We start from the raw sequence: 21,263 nt of genomic DNA on the forward strand, positions 1-21,263 counted from the left end.
ATCGGGCAGGGAGATCCCGGCCTGGACGAGGTAGAGGGCGTAGACGTCGGAGTCCTTCGCATCGGCGGTGACGTACCCGCCGAGCAGCCCGCCGATGCGGCTGACGCGGTCGCTGTACTCCACCTTCGGTAGCGAGTCGGCTAGGGTCGACAGGGTCGCATCGGTGCGGGCATCGCGAGCGCCGGATATCACCACGGTGGCGGCCACCCCGCCGTCGTCCGTCTTGCCCAGCCACAGCCGCTGCTGGAGCGAGCCCAGAGGCGTCTCGAGCCATTCGGCCAGGGTCAATGGCGGCGCCTGCTGCAAGCGTGCCCGCGCCTCGTCGGCGACGGTCGCCGGCAAGCCCGCTCGCTCCACCAGCGCGTCCAGCGGTGCGCCGTAGAGCTTGCGTACCCGGGCCAGGTTGGCCTGCTGCTCGGCCATCGTCGGCACCGATCCGGCCAGCGATTGATACTCGACCTGGAGACCGTCGGCGATGGCACGGTCGAGTGAGCCGTCCAGCATATCGAGCCGGGTCAACAGCGACTGGGTATCCGCGGCCCGAACCAGGAAATAGCGGCTGCCGGTATCGCGGTCGAGCAGCTGTTGTACGCGCTGCTCGTCCTGCATCAGCGCCGCCGGCGAGGGATTGAGCAGTTCCAGGCTGTCGTCGCTGGTCAGGCGCAGGCCGCAGAAGGTCGCCAGAACCAGCGCGCCGGCCAGGGCGAGCCATGGCGACAGTCGCCAGCGAGGCTGACACAGTCGCCACCAGCGCGTCGCCAGACGCGCCGTGAACGGGGAGGCGTGAAGGGTGAAGCGGGGAAGCCACAGCACCACGGTGAGCCAGGCGCCGATCAGCCCGAAGGCGGCGAACGCCGCCATCTGGCGCAATCCCGGCATCGGTGTCAGTGCCTGGGCCACATAGGCGATGACGCTCGAGATCAGGCCCAGCGTCAGGCTCGGCATCAGTCGGCGAAGCCGGAATTGCCTGCCATCGATGACGCGGTCGCACTGCAGGTGGAGCACATAGTCGACGGCGATGCCGATCAGGCTGGCGCCGAAGGCCAGGGTCAGCAGGTGCAGGCGTCCGAAGATCCCCAGTGTCAGCGTCAGCGCGAACAGCGAACCGGCCAGCAGGGGCACCATCAGTTGCAGCAGCACCCGGGGCGAGCGAAACACGAAACCGATGACCAGCAGTACCCCGAGTAGAGAGGCGGCGCCGATGGTGGACATCTCCCGCTTCGCCTGACGGGCGCCGGCGGCGGCGTGGAACACCAGGCCGGAACGCAGCAGTTCGGCATCGGGATGCTGCTGTTGAAACCGTTCGAGCGCGCTGTGCAGGGCATTCTGCATCGGCAGGTCGTAGGGGGAACCCTTCAACTCGCCGATCAGCACGCTCCATTGCCGCCCCTCGGCATCCAGCGTCAACAGGCCGTCGGCGGCGCCGATCGGGCTGCGTGGCAGGCGTGACAGCCAGGCGTCGAGCAGCCCGAAGGGGTCGGCGACGGGCTCCGGGCGCGCCGTCGGCGAGAACAGCCGGCGCAGCGCCGGCTCGACCAGCGTACTGCCGCCATCGGTGTCGATGGCCTGCTGCCACTGCGGCGTCAGCAGACGATAGCGCCACTGTCCCATCCAGCCGTGCGGGTCGGCGTCGGCCAGATCGAGCTCGCGCCAGTCGACCCCGGCCAGTTGGCCCTCGTCGACCAGCCGTTGCAGCGACCGGCCCAGCGCTTGCGTCGTCGGTACCCGTTCGTCATCGCCGAGCAGCAGCAGGAAGCGATTCTCGAAACCGCGCCCCAGTTCACGGTCCGCTTTCTCGACCAGCGGCGCCTGCCGGTCGGCGGGCAGCAGCGCGGTGAGGTCGGTATCGGCGGGCAGGCCCTGGCGCAGCATCCAGCCCAGCCAGAGGGCACAGAGTGCCAGCGCCGCGAGCCAGAGCCAGCCGAGCCGACGGTAGCCCCTGTCCGTCATGAGTCGTTCAGCGGATGCTGGTCGAATAGCCGGACCTTCAACCGGTCGCCGTCGGGCGTGCGCATGTCGAGATGATCGATGGTGTCAGACCCCCGCAGATGGATCTCGGCGATGCGCTCGCGCAGGGCGGCTTCCTTCGGGGTCAGGGCGACCTGCCAGTCATCCCGGTCACCGGATAGCGCCAGGGTGAAGCGGGACTCCAGCGCCTGCCAGTCGCCTTCCAGCAACTGCAGGAACAACTGGGCGACCTGCTCGCCACCGGGCGGCGCGTTCTCGCCGCTGCCATCGGTTATCGCCTGCGGGGTCAGCTCGATCCGCTCCTCGACCGGTTGCTCGAGTTGCCAGACGACGCGCTTGCCGCGCTCGAACAGAAACGTGCCCTGGCTGGAAAGCGAGCTGTCGAGGTCCGCCAGTTCGCGCTGCTGCTCGAAGCTGCCCGCCAGCGAGGGCGTGGCGGCGAGCTGGCGTTGCAGGTCGTCCAGATCGAAGGCCTGGGCGCTCAACGGCACCAGTAGCAGCAGTGTGATCCACCATCGACGAAACGGCATGGTCGGGTCCTCGGGGTATCGCGTGTCGGGAATCGCCCGGTCAGGTGACGGGGCGCTCGTCCTCATGGCCGGGGTCCGCGGCGTGGGCGTCCTCGCAGTCGAGCCAGAAGGGGAAGAAGTTGAACCACTGCAGCGGGGTCTTCTCGCACTGCAGCGTCAGCCAGTCGACGTAGCGCCGCATGGCGCCATCCATCCATGCCTCCCGATCCCGCCGGCTCAAGTCGCTGGTATCGTCGAAGTGGTCGAAGTCGATGCGATAGCTGGTGGGTTCGCGAAAGCAGCCGATGGTGTAGATCGGGCAGCGCAGCAGGCTCGCCAGCCAGAACGGGCCTTCCGGAAAACGCGCCGGGTGGCCCAGGAAGGGAAGCGTGCGGGCGCGTCCGCTATCGCTGATCGGCACACGATCGGCGGCGATCACCACGAAACCGCCTTCCGCGATCCGGCGCCCCAGCTTCATCGCCGTCGACGGCGTGATCTCGCTGACCTCGACGATCTCGGGCGGGTTCGCGCGGTGGGTCGAGCGCGCCAGGACCTCGTCGAACTGCTGCGCATTGCGTGTGTGCATCAGCAGCGTCGCGCGGAAGTCCTCCTGCATGTCGCTCATGGCGGTGCAGATCTCCATGTTGCCGACATGGGAGACCAGCATGATCCCGCCGTGCCCGCTCTCGACCGCCTGGCGAAACCGCTCCCGCGTATCGCCCTCGAAGCTGAGCGCCGGTGGGATGCCGCTCCAGGCGTCGATCTTGTCCATCAGGCTCTGCCCGAAACTGCGGAAGTGGCGCAGGCTCAGCCAGGTCAGACGCTTGGGCGCATGGCCGTAACGGTGCCGCCACAGTCGGGTAAGGTAGGTATGGGAGGCGCGCCGATGCAGACCGTGGGCAATATAGTAGTAGACGATCACCAGCAGCAGCATGAACTGGAACGGTAGCCGTCCCAGCTTGCGCCGGATCCAGACCATGGCGCGAACCCCGCCGGCAGTGCCGGTCTCGCGAATTCTCGACCAGTGATTGGGATTGCTGCTGATCGGTGTCATGAGAGTCGTTCCTGGCGGCGGCTCAAGAGATCGGGGAGGCGTCTGAACATGCCGAGCACCAGACGCAGATGCATGCGGGCGAGCAGTACGTTGTCCCGCCATAGCTGGAAGTGGGAGACGCCGTCGATAGGGTAGCGGACCCGGACGGGCAGGTTGACGACGCGTTCGCCCTGCCAGTGCCAGCGTACCGGAAGCTCGCTGTCGAACTCCATGCGATCGCCGCAGGGGTGTTCGGCAACCAGCCGGTTGACGGCGGCGACGGGGTAGAGCTTGACCCCGCACATGGTGTCGCGAAGATCGAACGACAGCGTCGCCAGCCAGACCAGCGAATGGGTGATATAGCGGGAGTAGAAGCGGTGCCGGGGCACGCTGGCGTCGAATCGCGGGTAGCCGAGCCGCAGGACCTCGTCGCCGGCGCGGAGCCCCTCGACGAAGGGCGGCAGGTCGGCCGCTTCGTGCTGGCCATCCGCATCCACCTGCAACACGTGGGTCAGCCCGCGCTCGGCGGCTCGTGCCAGGCCCGCCCGCACCGCCGCGCCCTTGCCCCGGTTGACGGGCAGCCTGACCAGATCCACCGACTCGACGTCTGCCAGGGCATCCAGCACCCCTGCACAGTGCGCGTCGCTACCGTCATCGACCAGGATGACCGGCAACTGCAGCAGGCGTAGCCGCGCCAGGGTCTGGCCGACCGCCTCGGCGTGGTTGTAGACCGGCACCAGGACCGCGATGCGGGCGCTGCTCTCTCTCGACATCCTCTAACTCTCCCGCTTTTGCCGATCGACCAGGGCGATGCGGCCGCTGACATGTTTCCCGCGCCGGCTGTCGCACTCGAGGCGCAGGCTCTCGGCCCCGTCGCCCCGACGGTGCTCGAGGGACATTTCGAAGCGATCGCCGGGCAGCAGCGGCTGGGGAAATCGCAGCCGCTCGAGTCCGTCGAAATCGCTGGTCAGCGCGAACAGCCGGCGCGCCTGCTGCATCGCCCAGTGCACCAGGGCGATGCCGGGGAGCACCGGCTGACCGTCGAAGTGTCCGTCGACATAGGCGCAGTGTTCGGGTACCTCCAGCGTGACCCGCCAGCCGCTGTCGTGGACGCGTTCGCCCAGCCAGCGTGGCGCGCGTCGATCCTCCAGGTCGAGGAACAGGCGCTGTCGGATCTCCGCGCCCAGCTTGCCCTGGGCATTGGTCGGCCAGGGGGCGACGAAGCGCCAGTAGCGGGGTAGCACCGGCGTCTCGAAATGGGCGGCGAGTGCCCGGCGCAGCCGCTTTACCGTGTCGCGATGCTGGCGGTGATCGTGGGGCACCTCGCTCGGCGACAGCTGGACGATGGCGGCGAGGCGCAGGTCACGGCGTTGCAGCGTCAGGGTCTGCGCCCGCTCGACGCCGGGGAGCCCGCTCAGTGCGCGGTCCATCGCCGTCAGCGAGATCCGTTTGCCGCCGATCTTGACGATTCGGTCGGCACGGCCCAGCAGTTCGAAGCCCCGGTCCGTCAGCGCGATCAGGTCTGCCTGGCGTTGCCACTGATCCGGGATTTCCAGGTGGCGCGAGCGCAGCCACAGGCGATTGTCGTCGCCGTGGCTGACCTCGACCCCGGGCAGGGCGGTCCAGGCGGATTCACGCTGCTGGACGCGCCAGGCGATGCCGCCGGTCTCGGAGCTGCCGTACACCTCGTGGACGGGCGTGCCGAGCCGCTCGTGGACCAGGTCGCTGGCGCTCCGGGAGAGCGGCGCTCCCGAGCTGTAGATCGTCTCGAGCGCCGCGCTTGCCGGCTTCCAGTCGAGCGCTTCCGGCAGGCGAGACAGCGCCGGTGGCGCGCTGACGAGAATCATCCGCTTGCCGGTCGCCTGGCAGTACTGCAACCAGGTGTAGAGGGTTTCCGGGTAGCGACAGGGCTGGGTCGCGAAGGGGCTGTACTCGCACAGTGGGCGCAGGATCGAGAACAGCAGGCCGTAGATATGCTGGTGACTGACCTGGCTGACGACCAGTCGGCCCGCCAGAGGCCAGAGCGAGGCCTGGGTGGCGAGCTCGGCATCCAGCTGATCGAAACGTTTGTCCAGTCGCTGGGGCTCGCCGCTGGAGCCTGAGGTGTAAAGCGAGACGGCAACGGCGGGTAGCGGCCGCGAGTCCCACTGGGGGGCGCGGCCTGGGGAGCTTTTCGACCGGTCGCTCCCGAGCATCGGCTCGGCCGGCCCGAGCGCCACGCCGGTGCCGTGCAGGGCCGTCAGCGTCTTCGGCTGATTGTCCGCAGGTAGCACGACGCGATCGCCGCGCTCCCAGATCGCGACCAGCGCCGCGCTGAACTCTACCGGGTCCGGCTCGAACAGTCGCCAGCCGTCACTCTCGTTGGGCGTCTCGAGCAGTCGTTGCTGCCAGGCGCCGATACGCCCCTGCCACTCGCCCACGGTCAGCCAGCGAGACGGCGTAGCTCCCTTCGGGGGGATCCAGGCGATGGCATCCGCCTGGGGGCGGTCACGCCACGGCCGATCGCCGAGTCTACGAAACGTCATGGCGCGCCTCGCCTTGCTGTCTCATGGCCGCTTCCGCTCGCCGTCTGACCCGCTGGCGCAAGCACCATTCCCCCAGGAACATGGCTAGCATCAGGCCGTAGACGATGCCGCCGTTGTACCAGGCCCAGACATCGGGGTCGGCGAAAATCGCAGTGAACAGGGCAATGGCACCGTTGAGGGCGAAGAAGATGCACCAGGCCTGGGTCACCCGCCGGGTGTAGCGCACGGCGTGAGGCGGCAGATCGGGCTCCTGCCTGCGAGCGAACCGTTCGATCAGCGTCGGCGGATGACGCAGGCCATGGGAAAAGACCAGCAGCAGAGCGAGGTTGACCACGACCGGCCATAGCCGCAGGCCGAGCTCCGCACTGCCGGTCGCCGTCAGCAGGAGGACCAGCGGCACCAGACTCCATCCCCAGCGCCGTTGCGCCGACGGCAGTCGCCACCAGGCAGCGGCGGCCATCACCATCAGCAACGGCCAGGCACCGTAGTGCGGCAACAGGAAGTGAACCACCAGGGGCCAGACCAGGCCGATGATGGCTACTGCCAGCCAGAGCAGCCGGTTGCGGCCGTGGGTGGGAATCGACGAAATCACGAGGGCACCGCCGCTGTCATTTCTGGCGACGCGATTCGACCAGAGCCGCCAGACTCTTCAGGTTGGCGAAATGCTGACGGGAGGATTCCGCCTCGGACTCCAGCGTGATGCCGTAGCGCTTCTGTAGCGCGAGGCCCAGTTCCAGCGCGTCGATGGAGTCCAGTCCCAGTCCTTCGACGAACAGCGGCTCTTCGGGATCGATGTCGTCCGGCGTCACATCCTCGAGCTCCAGGGTCTCGATGATCATCTGCTTGAGTTCGTGTTCCAGCGCTGTCGTGGTCATCGGTCTTGATCGTCCTTGTGACTCGTTCGTTATCGTTTACTGGCGCTCGATCGTGATGTCGGGCGCGCAGCCGGTAGCTTACCGGCCGGGTGCGGCGGTCGTTCCGTCGCTGAAACTGGTCGTTGCGGGGGGCGGATCATGACCGAAGAGACTCGAGTTGCCAACCGCGTTGGCTGATGGGGCACGCGATCCGCTGATGACTGCCCATCAGCCAGTCGATGACATCCAGGGGTTGCAAGGTCGTGCCGCCTGCCGGAGTCATCGTCTCGACCAGGCGCCGGGCACCTTCGGTCGGCTGGCTGCCGACCCGAAGGGCGACGGCGGCGGATAGTGACGCGGGCGCGTACGCGGCGAACCGCTGGGGAACGGGCTGATCGCCGAAGACCAGCAGGAGACTCGGCTGCCCATCGGCGAGATAGCCGCTGGCTTCCGCGATCAGTGCGGCCCATTCGCCACCGCTGGCGGCAATCGCCTGCTGGCTGCGCCGATTGCCACTGGCGATGGAGTAGACGCCGGCCGTGGCGTTGTGAACCGACAGACCGAACCGGGCCGGGGAGAGCGGTTCGCCCTCATTGAGGCCGTAGAGCATTTCCAGCGTGCGTTCACCATCGCCGTGGCGCGAGGCGTGCAATACGATACGGTCGGCTTCGGGATCGAGCGTTGCCAGCATGTCGCAGACGGCGCGCCCGAGCAGGTTGAGGCGACGTCGCAGCATCGCGGGAACGGCCTTGCCGGCAGGTTTGTCTTGTGTATCGAGTCGAGATTCCCCGGCAGCCTCGCGGTGAGGTGTCCAGGCTCGCCAATCCTGTAGGTAAAGATCCGTCATGGCGTCGCTTCAACGATCCGTATTGCAACAATTTTACGCATCATAACGGAAAACGGCGCTTACGCGGTGCAAGCTTTATGGATTCTGGAGGGGCATCGACGATGTCCACCGTCCGGAGGCATCAAAGCGCCGAACCGGAGTCCGGCGCACCCTAGGGAGGACGATCCTTCGGGCTCGACAAGACTACCGTCGCTCCCCGATGAAAGACTTGATGCAGGTTAAATCGTGATGTGTGCGGGAGGTAAAAAAACGCGCACCGGTAACCTGGTCGCTATCGGGAATGCCACTCCCTCTCCTGTCACCCGTTCCGAGGCGCGACATGGCGGCAGCCGCGGGGCGGGGCGCCGATTCGGCGCCGAGACGACCGAGTCGACGTTCCAGCAGACGGCCTTCTTGGCACATCGCTTGACCTCCCGTCGACAGGAGGGGCTGTCACCTGTTGACGTTTGTTGCGCAAGCGTGCGTTTCCTTACCATGCCGTTTTCAAAAATAACAAAAAATGCCATAAGCGGCATCGTGCCATGATATTTGGCTAGGTAATCTTTCAGGCTAATTGCGTTCAATGCAAGTGTCGGGATCTTGGTTTTTACAGATCATCTTGGATGAGCGTGGTATTTTATTTTAAGTCGAGGTTGAAAAAACTTAAGGAAAACAAAATGACTCAGCCCACTGGTATAGAGAGTAGTTTGGCATCAAGAAACGTTTTTCTAGGTGTCGATAGAGTTGAGGAGTTTGGTCGCGCTTTAGAGGACGCTCTGGGAAAGACGGGCCAGAGTCGTGGCGATGAAAAAACTTCCAGTCCGACCAATCGTGGGGATGATAAAGACGAGCAAAAAATACCCATTGATGAGATCGGGGATATCCTGGGTGGAGGAGGAATGGGTTCCGATACCCCCGTCGTGGATGGCTTGATCTTTGATGACAAGGTCTCATTGGAGCGCGACACGCGGCGCAACGCTGATGACGAAGAGTCTGACAAGGCCGAAGACCAAAATGTCGTTCGGAACGCGCTGGAAGAGTTGCTGGAATCTGACCCTGAATTTGCAGAAGCCTTTGACGAAGCCATAGAGAATGGCGTTCGCGTCAACTTTCGTCTCAATGGCGACGACAGTCGCGCCTCGATTGTCAACGGCGATGTGCTTCAAATCGACATCCCCAGTGATGCAGACGTCAAATCTTCGTTGAAAGAGGTGTTCAACGAGGATTCGAACTGGGATGTGCAACCCCCCGGTGAGGGCCCCGGTTTTGATGAAGTCATGGCGGATGACGATATGTCAGGGGAAGAGTTCGTCGATGATATGGAGCGCCTCGGAATTTTCTCTTTTTCAGGAGAGCATGGCGATAAGATTCGTAAAGACGTAATCTACATGTACGATAATAGCGGTTTCATGAAAGAAACCATGCGTTCTACGCTGGAAGACACCAATGGAGAAAAGAAATTCAACTTCTCCACCATTGGCCAGGGTGGCGGTACCGTTAGCTCTCCATTCGACGACTATTCCACGACACTGAACGCCCATGATGCCTACGAAGGCGTTAGAACGGAGGATTATGAATCCAAAGATAATCTCGGCAACGTCTCCTTAATGGCGCACGAGATAATGCACTCCTTTCTCGGGATCGGCGACAAGCCCACCATCGGCATTGGCGGCGCCGTGGTCCAGCAGGAACTTCAAACCAAGCCAGGCGGCGGTCGAGTCACCTATGACGAGGAACACAAGGGGGCGCCCATTGATATCCACGAGGGGTTTGATGCCAAGAGTTATATCGATGAAGTCAGAGGGGGTGGCCTTGACGATCTTTCAATGGATGAGCTGCTGGATGAAGTTGATGGTGTCAGTGTCGGTCTCGCATTGATCAAGGATGATGATGAGTTCGATGACAAATTGAATAGCTTGGTCGAGACGATTCGCGAGGGGGTCGATGTTGAAGATCGAACCACACTTTACATGGAAGGTGACCTTGCAGAACGGTACAAGCAGCTGCTGGATTATAATCTCACCAATGGTGACTATGACAATTGGCAAGAGCTGCACAATGATACCAAAGAGCAACTTATGGACCGCCTTGGTAATTTTGGTGATGAGGCAGATGTATTTGCGGGTTATCTCAAGCGACACGATGGTGAAGAGCAACTGAAGGAGCTGTCTTACGATGCGTGGCGGTCAGATAATCACTTGGTGCCCAGAGATGACTTTATTCAGGGTGAAGAGGATTTCGATCATAATCTCAATGGTATCGTCAAGACTATCGTTGATGGTGTCGATGTGGATGACCGGAAGACCCTTTATATGGAGGGTGATCTTGCTGACCGCTATAAGGGCTTGCTTGAATACAACCTCGTCAATGGGGATTTCGATAGCTACGAGGATCTGAGTGAATTCACTAAAAAGCAGCTCAAGGACCGCATCGGCAACTTCGATGATGAGGCCGATGTTTTCAACGGCTATCTGAAACGCCATGGTGGCAACGAGCAAATCGACGATTTGGCCAAGCAGGTTTGGAATGAGAGTGGCATTTGACAGCAATGGATAGCCGGTGCCAGCTCCCGACATGACACGAGCCCCGGCCACTCCCAATGGCCGGGATTTTCATGCCGAACCGGCCACCTTTCAAAAGTGCTGTTCGAATAGATGGTTGACGGGAGAGCGAGCCCGTATGGATGGCTTTTTATCGCCCGGATTCTCAAAAGCCGCTCAAATTCATCTCGTCCTGGTCCCGCATCGACTACCGGCTACACGGATCGTCGAGCGGCACCTCGCGAGGCCGGAAGCGGCGGGAGATGGCGTCGATGGCGATGTTGAGCGCGGCGGTGACCAGCAGCAGGAAAAAGGCCTGATCGAACATCAGGTACTGAAAGCTGGAGTCGATGTAGAACCCCAGGGTAGCGACACCCAGCATGCCGAGCAGCGCGGTCTCTCGCATGATGACCTCCGCGCGGTAGCAGATCAGGGCCAGCAAATTGGGATAGAGGCGGGGCAGCAGTTCGTAGGCGTAGCGCCCGGACGCCGGGAGATTAGGCATGCCCAGCGTCAGACCGTCGGCGTGACGCGCGACCAGGAACGCGATCAGGGCACCGTTGTGCAGGGCGAGTGCCAGCCACGCCGGCAACATCGACGGCCCGAGCATCAGCAGGAAGATGAAGGCGAGCATCAGTTCCGGCGTCGAACGCACGACGACCAGCAGCATCCGTCCGCCGAAACCCAGCCAGGGGCGGCCGAAGTGACGGCTGGCCAGCGGCCATAGCAGTAGCGCCAGTAGCAGGCTGCCGACAGTGCCCATGAGCGCCAGCAGTAGCGTGTTGCCGATCGCCGGCAGCAGATCCGGCAGCCCGGCCAGCCAGGCGCCCAGGCCGGGGAGGTTTCCCTCCAGCAGCGGGGCCGGCCACAGGTCGTGGCTGACGAAGCGCCACAGCAGCTCGCCATCGACATCCGGCCACGGGCCGAGGAAGAACAAGGCGCCCACCAGCAGCGGTAACAGCAGGCGACGATGTCCCCACCACTGCAAGGTGGCGACCAGCGCGTAGAAGATCCAGAGCAGCGCACCGGCTTCGCCGAAGCGTCCCTCGCGAAAGGCGCTCTCCAGATAGAACCCGAGTGTCGGCAGGCCCACGAACCCGAGCAGCACGCTGGCGCGCATGGCGCACTCGAATCGATAGCGGGTGTAGCTGGCGAGGCGCTCCCAGACCAGCGGCAGTTCGGCATAGAGGAAGCGTGACAGCCGATCGACCCCGCTGGGCAGCGCGTCGTTCGGCGCCCTAGGCGTGAGCTCCAGAATCTCCGCGTAGACCTTGGCGAAGATGCCGGCATAAGGAATGGCCAGCGCGGCAAGGGCGGTGACCGCGGACAGGCCGAAAACCTGGAGAAACAGCAGTGCCCAGAACAGCTCGTGAATGGCGCGGACGAATGCACAGAAACCGCGCACCAGTCTCGAGTGATGAAACAGCAGCGCCAGCGGAAAGCCGAGTATCGCGCCGATGAACGTGCCCCACAGCGCGACACTGACGGTGAGGACGATGGCGCGCAACGGGCTCTCCAGCGCCATGAAATCGGGCCAGGCGAAACCCAGGGCCATCCGCCACAGCTCGCCCCACGGATCGACCGTGATGATGCGCAAATCGGCGAAGGGAAGCAGCAGCAGGCAGAGCAGTATCAGCGCCAGCGAACGGCGCGCCAGCGTCAGGCCAGGGCTGCGTCCCCGCAGCAAACCAGGGGCGGCACTCATGTCGATGCGGCGACTCCGGCCTCGTGGTTCGATGGGCCGGCATCCGGATAGAGGGCGTCGAGGCTCGCCAGTGTCAGCTCGCGGGCGGGCGCGTCCAGCACCACCTGACCGTCACGCAGACCAATGACCCGATCGAAGTGGTCCAGCGCCAGCCGGTGCTGATGCAGCGCAATGATGCTGGAGGTGTGGCGCGCCTGGATGCGCGCCAGCAGCCGCAGCGCCTGATGGGGGTCGACGCTGGCCAGCGGTTCGTCGCCGAGGAAGATGCTGCGCTGCTGGTACAGGGCTCTGGCGATCGCCACGCGCTGGCGCTGGCCCCCGGAGAGCTGCTCCACCGGGCGGCGGAGCAGGCCCTCCAGGCCCAGTTCACGGACCAGGAGGCCGATCTCCTGCCAGGCTTCGTGCCGGGGCTTCAGGAGATTGATCAGGTTGGCCAGCGCCCCGTGCCGCTCCAGTCGTCCCATATAGACGTTGTGATAGACCGAGAGTAGCGGCACCAGGCCGTGCCCCTGCGGACACCAGGCGGCCTCGCTGTCCAGCCGGCGCCGAATCTCGGCGAGCAGCGTGGACTTGCCGGCACCGCTCTGGCCCAGCAGGGCCACGCGCTCGCCAGCTTCGAAGGTCAACGAAAGGCCGGGCAGCACGACTTGCGTCCCGTGGCCCAGATCGACCCTGTCCAACTCCAGTAGCGGCATCGGTGTCAGCGCAGCAGACCGATGGATTTGCCCACCGCTTCGATCGGGCCATAGTCGTCGTTGCTGGCCGGGATGAAGCCCGAGCGCGGAAAGCTTTCCAGCAAGGCAGGGTCGGTCATGTCGAGCAGCGCCTGCTGCACCTTGTGGGTGAATCCCTCGCCGTAACGCTCGTCGGCATCGCCGCGCAGGGTCCACTGGTAGTCCGGGTAGGTCGGCGATTCCCAGATGACTTCGACCTTGTCGGTATCGACGCGGCCATCCTCGACGGCGGCGTCCCACACGGTGAAGTTCACGGCGCCGATGTCGTAGGTGCCGGATTCGACCAGCGCAATGGTGCGGGTGTGGTCGCCGGAGAAACCGACGCGGGAGAAGAGCTCGTCGGGGGCTTCGTCGAAGCGCTGGCGGATGAAGTGCTCCGGCATCAACCGGCCCGAGGTCGACGTCTTGGCGCCGAAGGTGAACGAGTGTTCGGCGACCGACTCGGGAAGCTCGTCCTGGTTCGGCTCGATACCCGTCGCGGTGTTGGCGATGAAATAGCTGCGGAACTCGGCGTCTTCCGCGCCCTGGGCGATGGCTTTCGAGCCCGGTACCAGCTGGCGGGCCTGTACGCCCGACAATCCACCGAACCACGCCAGTTGCACCTGGTCGTTGCGGAAGGCGGTGACCGCGGCGCCGTAGGAGGTGACGGGAACGTACTCGACATCGACCCCGAGCTTGTCCGACAGGTAGTCGGCGACCTTGGAGAAGCGCTCGACCAAGCGTGACTGGTCCTCGTCCGGAATCGCGGTGAAGCGGAAGGTATCGGCGGCATTGGCGGCCGAGCAGACCATTGTCAGGATCAGGGCGAACATCAAGCGCATGAGCGGCGACCTCGGGTGAGAGAAAAGACGCTCATGATAACCGCATTGCGGCACCGGGATTAAACTGGCGTGGTCGTAGGAAATGACCGATACGTCGAGGTCGGAACAGCGGCCGGCCTCATGCTTCCTTCGGCGGGAACTTGGTCGGTCGCAGGCTCTCCTTGATGGTCCTTAGGTGCGGCAGGAAGGACTCGCCCCGGCGCAGCGTCACGCCCGTCGCCAGGACGTCGATCAGCGCCATGTGGATCATGCGCGAGCTCATCGGCATGTAGACTTCGGTGTCCTCTGGTAGATCGACCGGGAGGATGTCGGTGCAGACGTTGGCCAGCGGCGATCCATCGCGCGTGATGCCGATGACCAGCGCGCCGGCGTCTCGAGCCACCTGAGCCACTTCGACCAGGTCGCGGGTCCGGCCCGTGTAGGAGATGACGACGATGACGTCCCCGGTATGGGACGCCGCGGCGATCATCCGCTGCATCAGTACGTCGTTGTAGGCGCCGACCGGCAGGTTGAAGCGAAAGAACTTGTTCTGGGCGTCGAATGCCGCCGGTGCCGATGCGCCCAGCGCGAAGAAGTGGATCTGCCGCGCCTGGGAAAGATGGTCGACGACGCGTTCGATGCGCCTGGGGTCGATGCCGCGACGGATCTCGTCCAGCGCAGCGATGGTCGCGCCGATGATCTTGTCGGTATAGGCGGCGGCGTCGTCGTCACTCTCGACGCTGCGGCTGACGTAAGGGGTTCCGCCCGCCAGGCTCTGGGCCAACTGGATCTTGAAGTCCGGGTAGCCCTTGGTCTCGAAATTGCGACAGAAGCGGTTGACCGTGGGTTCGCTCACCGTGGCAGCCTGTGCCAGAGTGGCTATGCTCATGCCAATCGCCGCATTGGGGTCCTGGAGGATGACGTCGGCGACCTTGCGTTCCGAGCGATTCAGGTCGTCGACCCGCGAACGAATGCGGGCGATGAGATCGTGCATTGCCATGATTGCGGGGCATCTCCTAGCGGCGGAATGATGATTGATTCGTCACACAGGCCCTGCATCCTAGCCTCTGGCGACACCAGCGCCAAGCTGCGACAGTCGAGGCCGCATGCGCCCGCTGGCGGCGAGGCACGATACAATGGTTTCGGTAGAGGTAATTTAGTTACGAAGTTGCATGTCAAAAGCCATTCGCATGGCGTATTTTATTCGTAAATTAACGACTCTGGTGGAGGGAGGCAATGACTCGAGAGGCAACGCCCAACGTGGATTTGGCTCTGTTCGGTGCGCTCGGCGACCTGGCACTGCGCAAGCTTTATCCGGCGCTCTATCACCTGGATCGCGATGGTCTTCTGGGGGCCGACACCCGGATTCTGGGGCTGGCACGACGTGAGCACGACGCCGACAGTTTCCGCAGCACGGTGCTGGGGATGCTCAAGAAGCGGGTCAAGGCCAAGGAGCTCGAGCAGACCTGCCTGGACCGGTTCCTGGCGCGGCTCGATTACACCCAGCTCGATTTCGACACCGTCGACGGTTACGAGAAGATTCGGGACTGGCACGCCGAGAGCCCGGACTCCCAGTGCCCGCTGACCATCTATCTGGCGGTGCCCGCCAGCATCTACGGGGCGATCTGCGCCAATCTCCAGGAGAGCGGCAGCCTGGACGGCGACTCCCGGGTCGTGGTCGAAAAGCCGATCGGCTACGACCTCGACTCCTCCCACGAGATCAACGACGCCATCGGTGCGGTCTTCCCTGAATCGCGTATCTACCGCATGGATCACTACCTGGGCAAGGAGACGGTCCAGAACCTGATCGCGCTGCGTTTCGCCAACCCGATGTTCGGCAACCAGTGGAACCAGAGCCAGATCTCCCACGTCGAGATCACCGTGGCCGAGCAGGTGGGGATCGAGGGGCGCTGGGGCTATTTCGACAAGGCCGGCCAGCTGCGCGACATGGTTCAGAACCATCTCCTGCAACTATTGACCATGCTGGCCATGGATCCGCCGGCCAATCTCGATGCGGATGCCATTCGCGACGAGAAGGTCAAGGTGCTCAAGGCGCTCAAGCCGCTGGAGGGCGAGGATCTCAACCGGCACGTGGTCCGCGGGCAGTATGTCGCCGGCACCATGGAAGGCGAGAGCGTCCCGGGGTATCTCGAGGAGGAGGACGCCAATACCTCCAGCACCACCGAAACCTTCGTCGCCATGCGGCTCGAAGTCGCCAACTGGCGCTGGGCCGGCGTGCCGTTCTACCTGCGTACCGGCAAGCGCATGCCGGAAAAACTGTCGCAGATCGTGATCCATTTCCGTCAGCAGCCGCACTACATCTTCGATCCGGACCAGCGCAACCTCGCCGCCAACAAGCTGGTGATCCGTCTCCAGCCGGAGGAGGGCATCGCGCTGCAGGTGTTGACCAAGGACGGCGGGCTCGACAAGGGCATGCGGCTGCGTCCCGGTCCGCTGCACCTGGACTTCAACCACGCCTTTCCCAAGGAGCGGATTCCGGATGCCTACGAGCGTCTGCTGCTCGAGGTGATGAAGGGGCAACAGTACCTGTTCGTCCGTCGCGACGAGGTGGAGTACGCCTGGAAGTGGGTCGATCAGCTGATCGCCGGCTGGGAGAAACGGGACATTCCGCCGCGTCGCTATCCGGCCGGCTCCTGGGGGCCCGTGGCCTCCATCGCGATGATCACGCAGGATGGTCGCTCCTGGTATGAAGACTACTGAGAACGCCCGCGAGCAGATCGGCGCGCATTTGGCCGTCGCCGCCGCCCATGCCTTGAACGAGGACCTGGCCAGCCAGCCACGCGCGCTGCTGGTCGTCTCCGGCGGTTCGACCCCGCTGCCGTTCTTCCGGCGGCTGGCCGAGCAGCCGGTGGCGTGGTCGCGGGTCGATGTCACCCTCGCCGACGAGCGCTGGGTGCCCGAGGAGCACGCCGACAGCAATGCGCGCCTGGTCCGGGAAACGCTGCTGACAGGGCCGGCCGCCGCGGCGACCTTTCACCCGCTGACCACCTCCGACCCCACGCCGGAGCAGGGCGCGGCCACGGTCGCCGCCCGTCTGGCGACGCTGCCTTGGCCGGCCAGTCTGGTCGTGCTCGGCATGGGCAACGACGGTCACACCGCATCGCTGTTTCCGGACAGCGGCGAGCTCTCGCTGGCGTTGAGCACGGACGACAGCGTCGTGGCCGTGCGGGCGCCCAGCGTCCCCCAGCCTCGCATCACCCTGAGCGCGGCCCGGCTTCACGATGCCCGCCGTCACGCGCTGCATCTGGTCGGCGACGCCAAGAAAGCGGTGCTGGCCCAGGCGCTCAGCGGGGATGACGTCCGCGAACTGCCGATCCGTGCCTTCCTGACCTGTCCGCTTACCCTCTACTGGGCGCCCTGACGCGCCATCCCCGCCTGCCCCGACGGCCGGGTACCCATCAAAGGAGCCATTCCGATATGTCATCCGATCCACGCTTGCCGCAATCCCACATCGATCGTGTGGATGCGATTTGTCGTTCCACGGCGATCATCCCGGTGCTGGTCATCGAACGGCTCGAGCATGCCGTGCCACTGGCCAAGGCGCTGGTCGACGGTGGGCTCGACGTGCTCGAGATCACCTTGCGCACCGACTGCGCGGTCGATGCCATCAAGCGCATTCGGGAGCAGCTTCCCGACGTGACGGTGGGTGCCGGCACGGTGCTGAGCGTCGATCAATATCGAATCTGCGAGGAGCTCGGTGTCGATTTCGTCGTCACGCCCGGCACGACGCCGGCGCTGTTCGAGCACGGCACTGCCAGCAGCGTGCCGCTGTTGCCCGGTGTGGCCACGGTTTCCGAGGTCGTCACCGGCTGGGAGTACGGCTATCGCCGCTTCAAGTTCTTCCCGGCGGAAGCCAACGGTGGTGCCAAGGCGCTCAAATCCTTTGGCGGTCCGTTGCCCGAGGCGCTGTTCTGCCCCACCGGCGGGGTGACGGTGGACAATGCCGCCGACTACCTCGCGCTGCCCAACGTGATGTGCATCGGCGGCTCCTGGATGGCGCCGAAATCGCTCATCGACCAGGAGGACTGGGCCGGCATCACCCGCCTGACCCAGGAGGCGACGCAGCGCTATCCGCGCTGAGGCACGGGGCGGGTCGGCGCTGATGGCCAGCACCTGGGGCGACTGTCGTCGGTCCGGGAGCACCTCGACAGCCAGGCGACCCCACGCGCTCGAATGGCTCACTGCTTTCGAGGGATACCCCTTGTCCCCAGGCTGCTCCACACTGTGGCATCAGGGAATCCCTCGTCCAAGACAGGAGCGATGGCATGAGTGAACGTCCTCGAGTGGCGGTAGTCACCGGCACGACCAGCGGTATCGGCCGTGCGGTAGTGGAGAATCTCGCGGGTCAGGGCATCCGCGTGATGGCAGTCGACGCCAACCCGGCAGGCGAGGCCGTGGCGGAGGCCGTGGGTGCCACCTTCCTCGAGGCGGATCTCACCGATGGTGAGCAGTGCGCCCGGGTGATCGGGGCGGCGGTGGAACGCCTCGGCAGCGTCGATATCCTGGTCAACAACGCCGGGATTCAGCATGTCGCCGATATCGAGCAGTTCCCGCCGGATAAGTGGCGCAAGATCATCGACCTGATGTTGACCGCGCCGTTCCTGCTGACCCAGGCCTGCTGGCCGCATATGCGCGAGAAGGGGTGGGGTCGGATCATCAATATCGCCTCCATTCATGCCAACGTGGCGTCTCCGGGGAAATCGGCCTACGTCAGCGCCAAGCATGGGCTCATCGGTTTGACACGAACTGCCGCGCTGGAAGGCGGCGAACATGGCATCACCGCCAATGCGATCTGCCCGGCCTACGTGCGCACGCCGCTGGTGGAGCGCCAGATCGCAGACCAGGCGACGCTCAATCGGATGGATGAATCGGAAGTCATCGAGAAGATCATGCTGAGTGGGGCCGCCATCAAACGCCTCATCGAGCCGGGGGAAGTCGCCAGCGTCGTGGCCTACCTCGCCTCCGATCAGGCCTCCGCCGTCACCGGTGCGGACTGGGCCATCGACCTGGGGTGGACGGCGCGCTGAGAGAGGTCGTCGCGAGCGGCAAGGCGCCCCATGAGTATCCTGCCGCTCGTCGAATGGGCACTCAGCTTCGTTCGATGGCCGTCGCCACGCCCTGGCCGCCGCCGATACAGAGCGTGGCCAGGCCGCGTTTGGCATCGCGGCGCTGCATCTCGTGCAGTAGCGTCACCAGAATGCGGGCGCCGGAAGCACCGATGGGGTGGCCCAGCGCGATGGCGCCGCCATTGACGTTGACCTTGTCCTTGCTCCACCCCAGATCCCTGGCCACGGCGAGTGTCTGGGCGGCGAAGGCCTCGTTGGCCTCGATCAGATCCAGATCGTCGATCGTCCAGCCGGCTCGACGCAGGCAGCGCCGGGTGGCGGGCACCGGGCCGATACCCATGGTCGCCGGGTCGACGGCGGCGTTGGCGTAGGCGCGGATGGTGGCGAGGACCGGGAGTCCGAGCTTCGCGGCCCGTTCGGCACTCATGATCAGCAGGGCGGCGGCGCCATCGTTGAGCGACGACGCGTTGCCGGCGGTGACGCTGCCGGTCTTGGAGAAGGCCGGCTTGAGCTTGCCCAACGACTCGGCGGTGACGCCATCACGCGGCTGCTCGTCTCGTTCGATGACGACGGGATCGCCGCGTCGCTGCGGCACGCTCACCGGGGTGATCTCGGCATCGAAACGACCGGCTTCCCGCGCTGCCGAGGCACGTCGCTGGGACTCCGCGGCGTAGGCGTCCTGATCCTGGCGGGAGATGTTCCATCGCTCGGCCACGTTCTCCGCCGTGATGCCCATATGGTAGTCGTTGAAGGCGTCCCACAGGCCGTCATGGATCATGCTGTCGAGCAGCTCGGCGTGGCCCATGCGCAGCCCGGTACGCGCCTTGGGCAGCACGTAGGGCGCCAGGCTCATGCTCTCCATGCCGCCGGCCACGATGGTCTCGGCATCGCCGCAGCGGATCGCCTGGACGGCCAGGTGCACGGCCTTGAGGCCGGAGCCGCAGACCTTGTCGACCGTCATCGCCGGCACGTTGTCCGGCAGGCCGGCTTCGATGGAAGCCTGGCGCGCGGTGTTCTGGCCCAGGCCGGCGCGCAGTACGTGGCCCATGATCACTTCGTCGACGCCGGCGGGGTCGATGCCCTCGAGGACGCGACGAATGACGGTCGCTCCCAGGGTCACCGCGGGGACGCTGGCAAGCCCGCCCTGGAACGTGCCGATCGGTGTGCGCGTGGCCGCGACGATGACCACATCGCGCATCGCGGCTGTCGTTGGATCAGACATGGGCCGTCTCCCGCTGGTCGATCAGCTCGCAGCCGGTGGCTTCGCGAATCTCCTCGAGGGTGACGTCCGGCGCGAGTTCGGCCAATGCGAGGCCTTTGTCGGTGATATCCATCACACCCAGATCGGTGATGATCCGGTCGACGACACCCACACCGGTCAACGGTAGCGTGCATTCGGTCAGGATCTTGTGCTCGCCCTTGGCAGTATGGCTCATCAGCACCACCACGCGCTGCACCCCGGCCACCAGGTCCATGGCGCCACCCATGCCCTTGACCATCTTGCCGGGGATCATCCAGTTGGCGAGGTCCCCCCGCTCGGAGACCTGCATCGCGCCCAGAATCGCCAGGTTGATCTTGCCGCCGCGGATCATCGCGAACGACTCCGCGTTGTCGAAGTAGCTCGAGCCGGGCAGGGCGGTGACCGTCTGCTTGCCGGCGTTGATCAGGTCGGGGTCGACGGTTTCCTCGGTGGGGAAGGGGCCGATGCCGAGCAGCCCGTTCTCCGATTGCAGCCACACTTCCATGCCGTCGGGAATATAGTTCGCTACCAGCGTGGGCTGGCCAATTCCCAGGTTGACGTAGAAGCCGTCCCGCAGCTCGCCGGCGGCGCGTTGCGCCATTTGTTCCTTGTTCCAGGGCATCTCAGTTTCCCTCCCTGAGCGTGCGTTTCTCGATGCGTTTTTCCGGTGTCGGGTTATGCACGATGCGGTGCACGAAGATGCCCGGCAGGTGGACGTCGTCAGGGTCGATGGCGCCGGTCTCGACGATCTCCTCGACCTCGGCGACACAGATCCTGCCGGCCATGGCGGCCAGCGGATTGAAGTTGCGCGCGGTCTTGTTGAAGCGCAGATTGCCCGCCTTGTCGGCAACCTGGGCCTTGACCAGCGCCACATCGACCGGCAGGCCGCGCTCCATGACGTAATGCTCGCCGTCGAATTCGCGCACTTCCTTGCCTTCGGCGATCCTGGTGCCGTAGCCGGTCTTGGTGAAGAAGGCAGCGATGCCGGCGCCGCCCGCGCGCAGGCGCTCGGCCAGGGTACCCTGGGGGCAGAACTCCAGCTCGAGCTCGCCGGAGAGATACTGGCGCTCGAACTCCTTGTTCTCGCCCACGTAGGAGGAGAGCATCTTGCGGATCTGGCGCGACTCCAGCAGCAAGCCGAGGCCGAAACCGTCCACGCCAGCGTTGTTGCTGGCCACCGTCAGGTCCTTCTTGCCGGTGTCGCGCAGGGCAACGATCAGCGATTCGGGGATGCCGCACAGGCCGAAACCACCGACGGCGATGGTCATGCCATCCTCGATCAGGCCGTCGAGGGCGGCCTGGGCGCTCTCGAAGCATTTGCCGCCGCGCATCCCGGCGGGGGTCTTCTCAGTACTGGCGTGCTGGGTCATGGCGAGCCTCTGTTGTTGTGTCCTGGATAGACTATGACCGCTCGTCGCGCTGTTATTAAATTTATTTTCGCC

Annotated in this window: 20 protein-coding genes; 5 read left to right on the forward strand and 15 right to left on the reverse strand. The window is 64.7% G+C overall.

All coding sequences use genetic code 11. From position 1 onward, the window contains the following. From Q0602_RS18585 to Q0602_RS18620, 8 genes are all read right to left on the reverse strand, one after another. Window positions 1–1,950 (reverse strand): hypothetical protein (locus Q0602_RS18585; protein WP_298846521.1); only part of this gene is annotated, 1,950 nt, incomplete at its 3' end. After that, on the reverse strand, window positions 1,947–2,498 hold the full coding sequence (locus tag Q0602_RS18590; protein ID WP_187776058.1) for an outer membrane lipoprotein carrier protein LolA: 552 nt from the start codon (window positions 2,496–2,498) through the stop codon (window positions 1,947–1,949). The genes Q0602_RS18590 and Q0602_RS18585, both read right to left, overlap by 4 nt. A gap of 40 nt (window positions 2,499–2,538) precedes the next feature. Then, entirely contained in the window at window positions 2,539–3,531 is a 993-nt protein-coding gene (locus Q0602_RS18595) for a glycosyl transferase (RefSeq protein ID WP_298846523.1), read from the reverse strand. Further along, the gene (locus Q0602_RS18600) at window positions 3,528–4,283 is read right to left on the reverse strand and encodes a glycosyltransferase family 2 protein (RefSeq protein WP_298846527.1); all 756 of its coding nucleotides are present in this window, start codon (window positions 4,281–4,283) and stop codon (window positions 3,528–3,530) included. The genes Q0602_RS18595 and Q0602_RS18600 overlap by 4 nt, the downstream gene beginning before the upstream one ends. A gap of 3 nt (window positions 4,284–4,286) precedes the next feature. Then, a complete protein-coding gene (locus Q0602_RS18605) occupies window positions 4,287–6,035 on the reverse strand; it encodes an AMP-binding protein (protein ID WP_298846530.1) in 1,749 nt (582 codons plus the stop codon). Then, on the reverse strand, window positions 6,022–6,627 hold the full coding sequence (locus Q0602_RS18610; protein ID WP_298846533.1) for a hypothetical protein: 606 nt from the start codon (window positions 6,625–6,627) through the stop codon (window positions 6,022–6,024). The genes Q0602_RS18605 and Q0602_RS18610 overlap by 14 nt, the downstream gene beginning before the upstream one ends. Window positions 6,628–6,643: 16 nt before the next feature. Next, window positions 6,644–6,910, reverse strand: coding sequence for a phosphopantetheine-binding protein (locus Q0602_RS18615; protein ID WP_149436596.1), 267 nt, complete (start codon window positions 6,908–6,910; stop codon window positions 6,644–6,646). A gap of 136 nt (window positions 6,911–7,046) precedes the next feature. Further along, window positions 7,047–7,736: a beta-ketoacyl synthase chain length factor gene (locus Q0602_RS18620; RefSeq protein ID WP_298846537.1), complete on the reverse strand. Its 690-nt coding sequence runs from the start codon at window positions 7,734–7,736 to the stop codon at window positions 7,047–7,049. Window positions 7,737–8,392: 656 nt separating this feature from the next. Here Q0602_RS18620 and Q0602_RS18625 point away from each other — a divergent pair. Further along, entirely contained in the window at window positions 8,393–10,258 is a 1,866-nt protein-coding gene (locus tag Q0602_RS18625) for a hypothetical protein (RefSeq protein ID WP_298846540.1), read from the forward strand. 205 nt (window positions 10,259–10,463) lie between these two features. Here Q0602_RS18625 and Q0602_RS18630 read toward each other — a convergent pair whose 3' ends face one another. The 4 genes from Q0602_RS18630 to hexR form a co-directional block, all read right to left on the reverse strand. Further along, entirely contained in the window at window positions 10,464–11,960 is a 1,497-nt protein-coding gene (locus Q0602_RS18630; protein WP_149436599.1) for an ABC transporter permease, read from the reverse strand. Beyond that, window positions 11,957–12,655 (reverse strand): ATP-binding cassette domain-containing protein, encoded by a 699-nt coding sequence (locus Q0602_RS18635; protein WP_298846544.1) that lies wholly within the window; start codon window positions 12,653–12,655, stop codon window positions 11,957–11,959. The genes Q0602_RS18630 and Q0602_RS18635 overlap by 4 nt, the downstream gene beginning before the upstream one ends. 5 nt (window positions 12,656–12,660) lie before the next feature. After that, on the reverse strand, window positions 12,661–13,515 hold the full coding sequence (locus Q0602_RS18640) for a putative selenate ABC transporter substrate-binding protein (RefSeq protein WP_298846547.1): 855 nt from the start codon (window positions 13,513–13,515) through the stop codon (window positions 12,661–12,663). A 118-nt stretch (window positions 13,516–13,633) separates the two neighbouring features. Next, a complete protein-coding gene (gene hexR / locus Q0602_RS18645; RefSeq protein ID WP_149436602.1) occupies window positions 13,634–14,494 on the reverse strand; it encodes a transcriptional regulator HexR in 861 nt (286 codons plus the stop codon). Between the two features lie 236 nt (window positions 14,495–14,730). On the opposite strand from hexR, the gene zwf reads away from it, so the two are divergent. The 4 genes from zwf to Q0602_RS18665 all read left to right on the forward strand — a co-directional run bounded on the left by zwf (window position 14,731) and on the right by Q0602_RS18665 (window position 18,542). After that, window positions 14,731–16,215 carry a glucose-6-phosphate dehydrogenase gene (zwf, locus tag Q0602_RS18650; protein ID WP_298846552.1) on the forward strand — a complete coding sequence of 495 codons (1,485 nt, stop codon included), beginning with the start codon at window positions 14,731–14,733 and terminating at the stop codon, window positions 16,213–16,215. Next, complete coding sequence (gene pgl, locus Q0602_RS18655) at window positions 16,202–16,876, forward strand: 6-phosphogluconolactonase (protein ID WP_298846556.1); 675 nt, start codon at window positions 16,202–16,204, stop codon at window positions 16,874–16,876. The genes zwf and pgl overlap by 14 nt, the downstream gene beginning before the upstream one ends. Window positions 16,877–16,932: 56 nt before the next feature. Beyond that, window positions 16,933–17,595: a bifunctional 4-hydroxy-2-oxoglutarate aldolase/2-dehydro-3-deoxy-phosphogluconate aldolase gene (locus Q0602_RS18660; RefSeq protein WP_298846559.1), complete on the forward strand. Its 663-nt coding sequence runs from the start codon at window positions 16,933–16,935 to the stop codon at window positions 17,593–17,595. A gap of 185 nt (window positions 17,596–17,780) precedes the next feature. Then, entirely contained in the window at window positions 17,781–18,542 is a 762-nt protein-coding gene (locus Q0602_RS18665) for a 3-hydroxybutyrate dehydrogenase (protein ID WP_295037311.1), read from the forward strand. A 61-nt stretch (window positions 18,543–18,603) separates the two neighbouring features. Here Q0602_RS18665 and Q0602_RS18670 read toward each other — a convergent pair whose 3' ends face one another. Genes Q0602_RS18670 through Q0602_RS18680 form a run of 3 tightly spaced genes read right to left on the reverse strand, consistent with a single transcriptional unit; the run spans window position 18,604 to window position 21,152 of the window. Next, window positions 18,604–19,779 (reverse strand): acetyl-CoA C-acetyltransferase, encoded by a 1,176-nt coding sequence (locus Q0602_RS18670; RefSeq protein ID WP_298846714.1) that lies wholly within the window; start codon window positions 19,777–19,779, stop codon window positions 18,604–18,606. A gap of 16 nt (window positions 19,780–19,795) precedes the next feature. Continuing rightward, complete coding sequence (locus Q0602_RS18675; protein ID WP_295041360.1) at window positions 19,796–20,443, reverse strand: CoA transferase subunit B; 648 nt, start codon at window positions 20,441–20,443, stop codon at window positions 19,796–19,798. A 1-nt stretch (window position 20,444) separates the two neighbouring features. After that, entirely contained in the window at window positions 20,445–21,152 is a 708-nt protein-coding gene (locus Q0602_RS18680; RefSeq protein ID WP_295041362.1) for a CoA transferase subunit A, read from the reverse strand. Between the last annotated feature and the right edge of the window lie 111 nt (window positions 21,153–21,263).

This window comes from uncultured Salinicola sp. (assembly GCF_937921195.1).
Lineage (GTDB): Bacteria > Pseudomonadota > Gammaproteobacteria > Pseudomonadales > Halomonadaceae > Salinicola.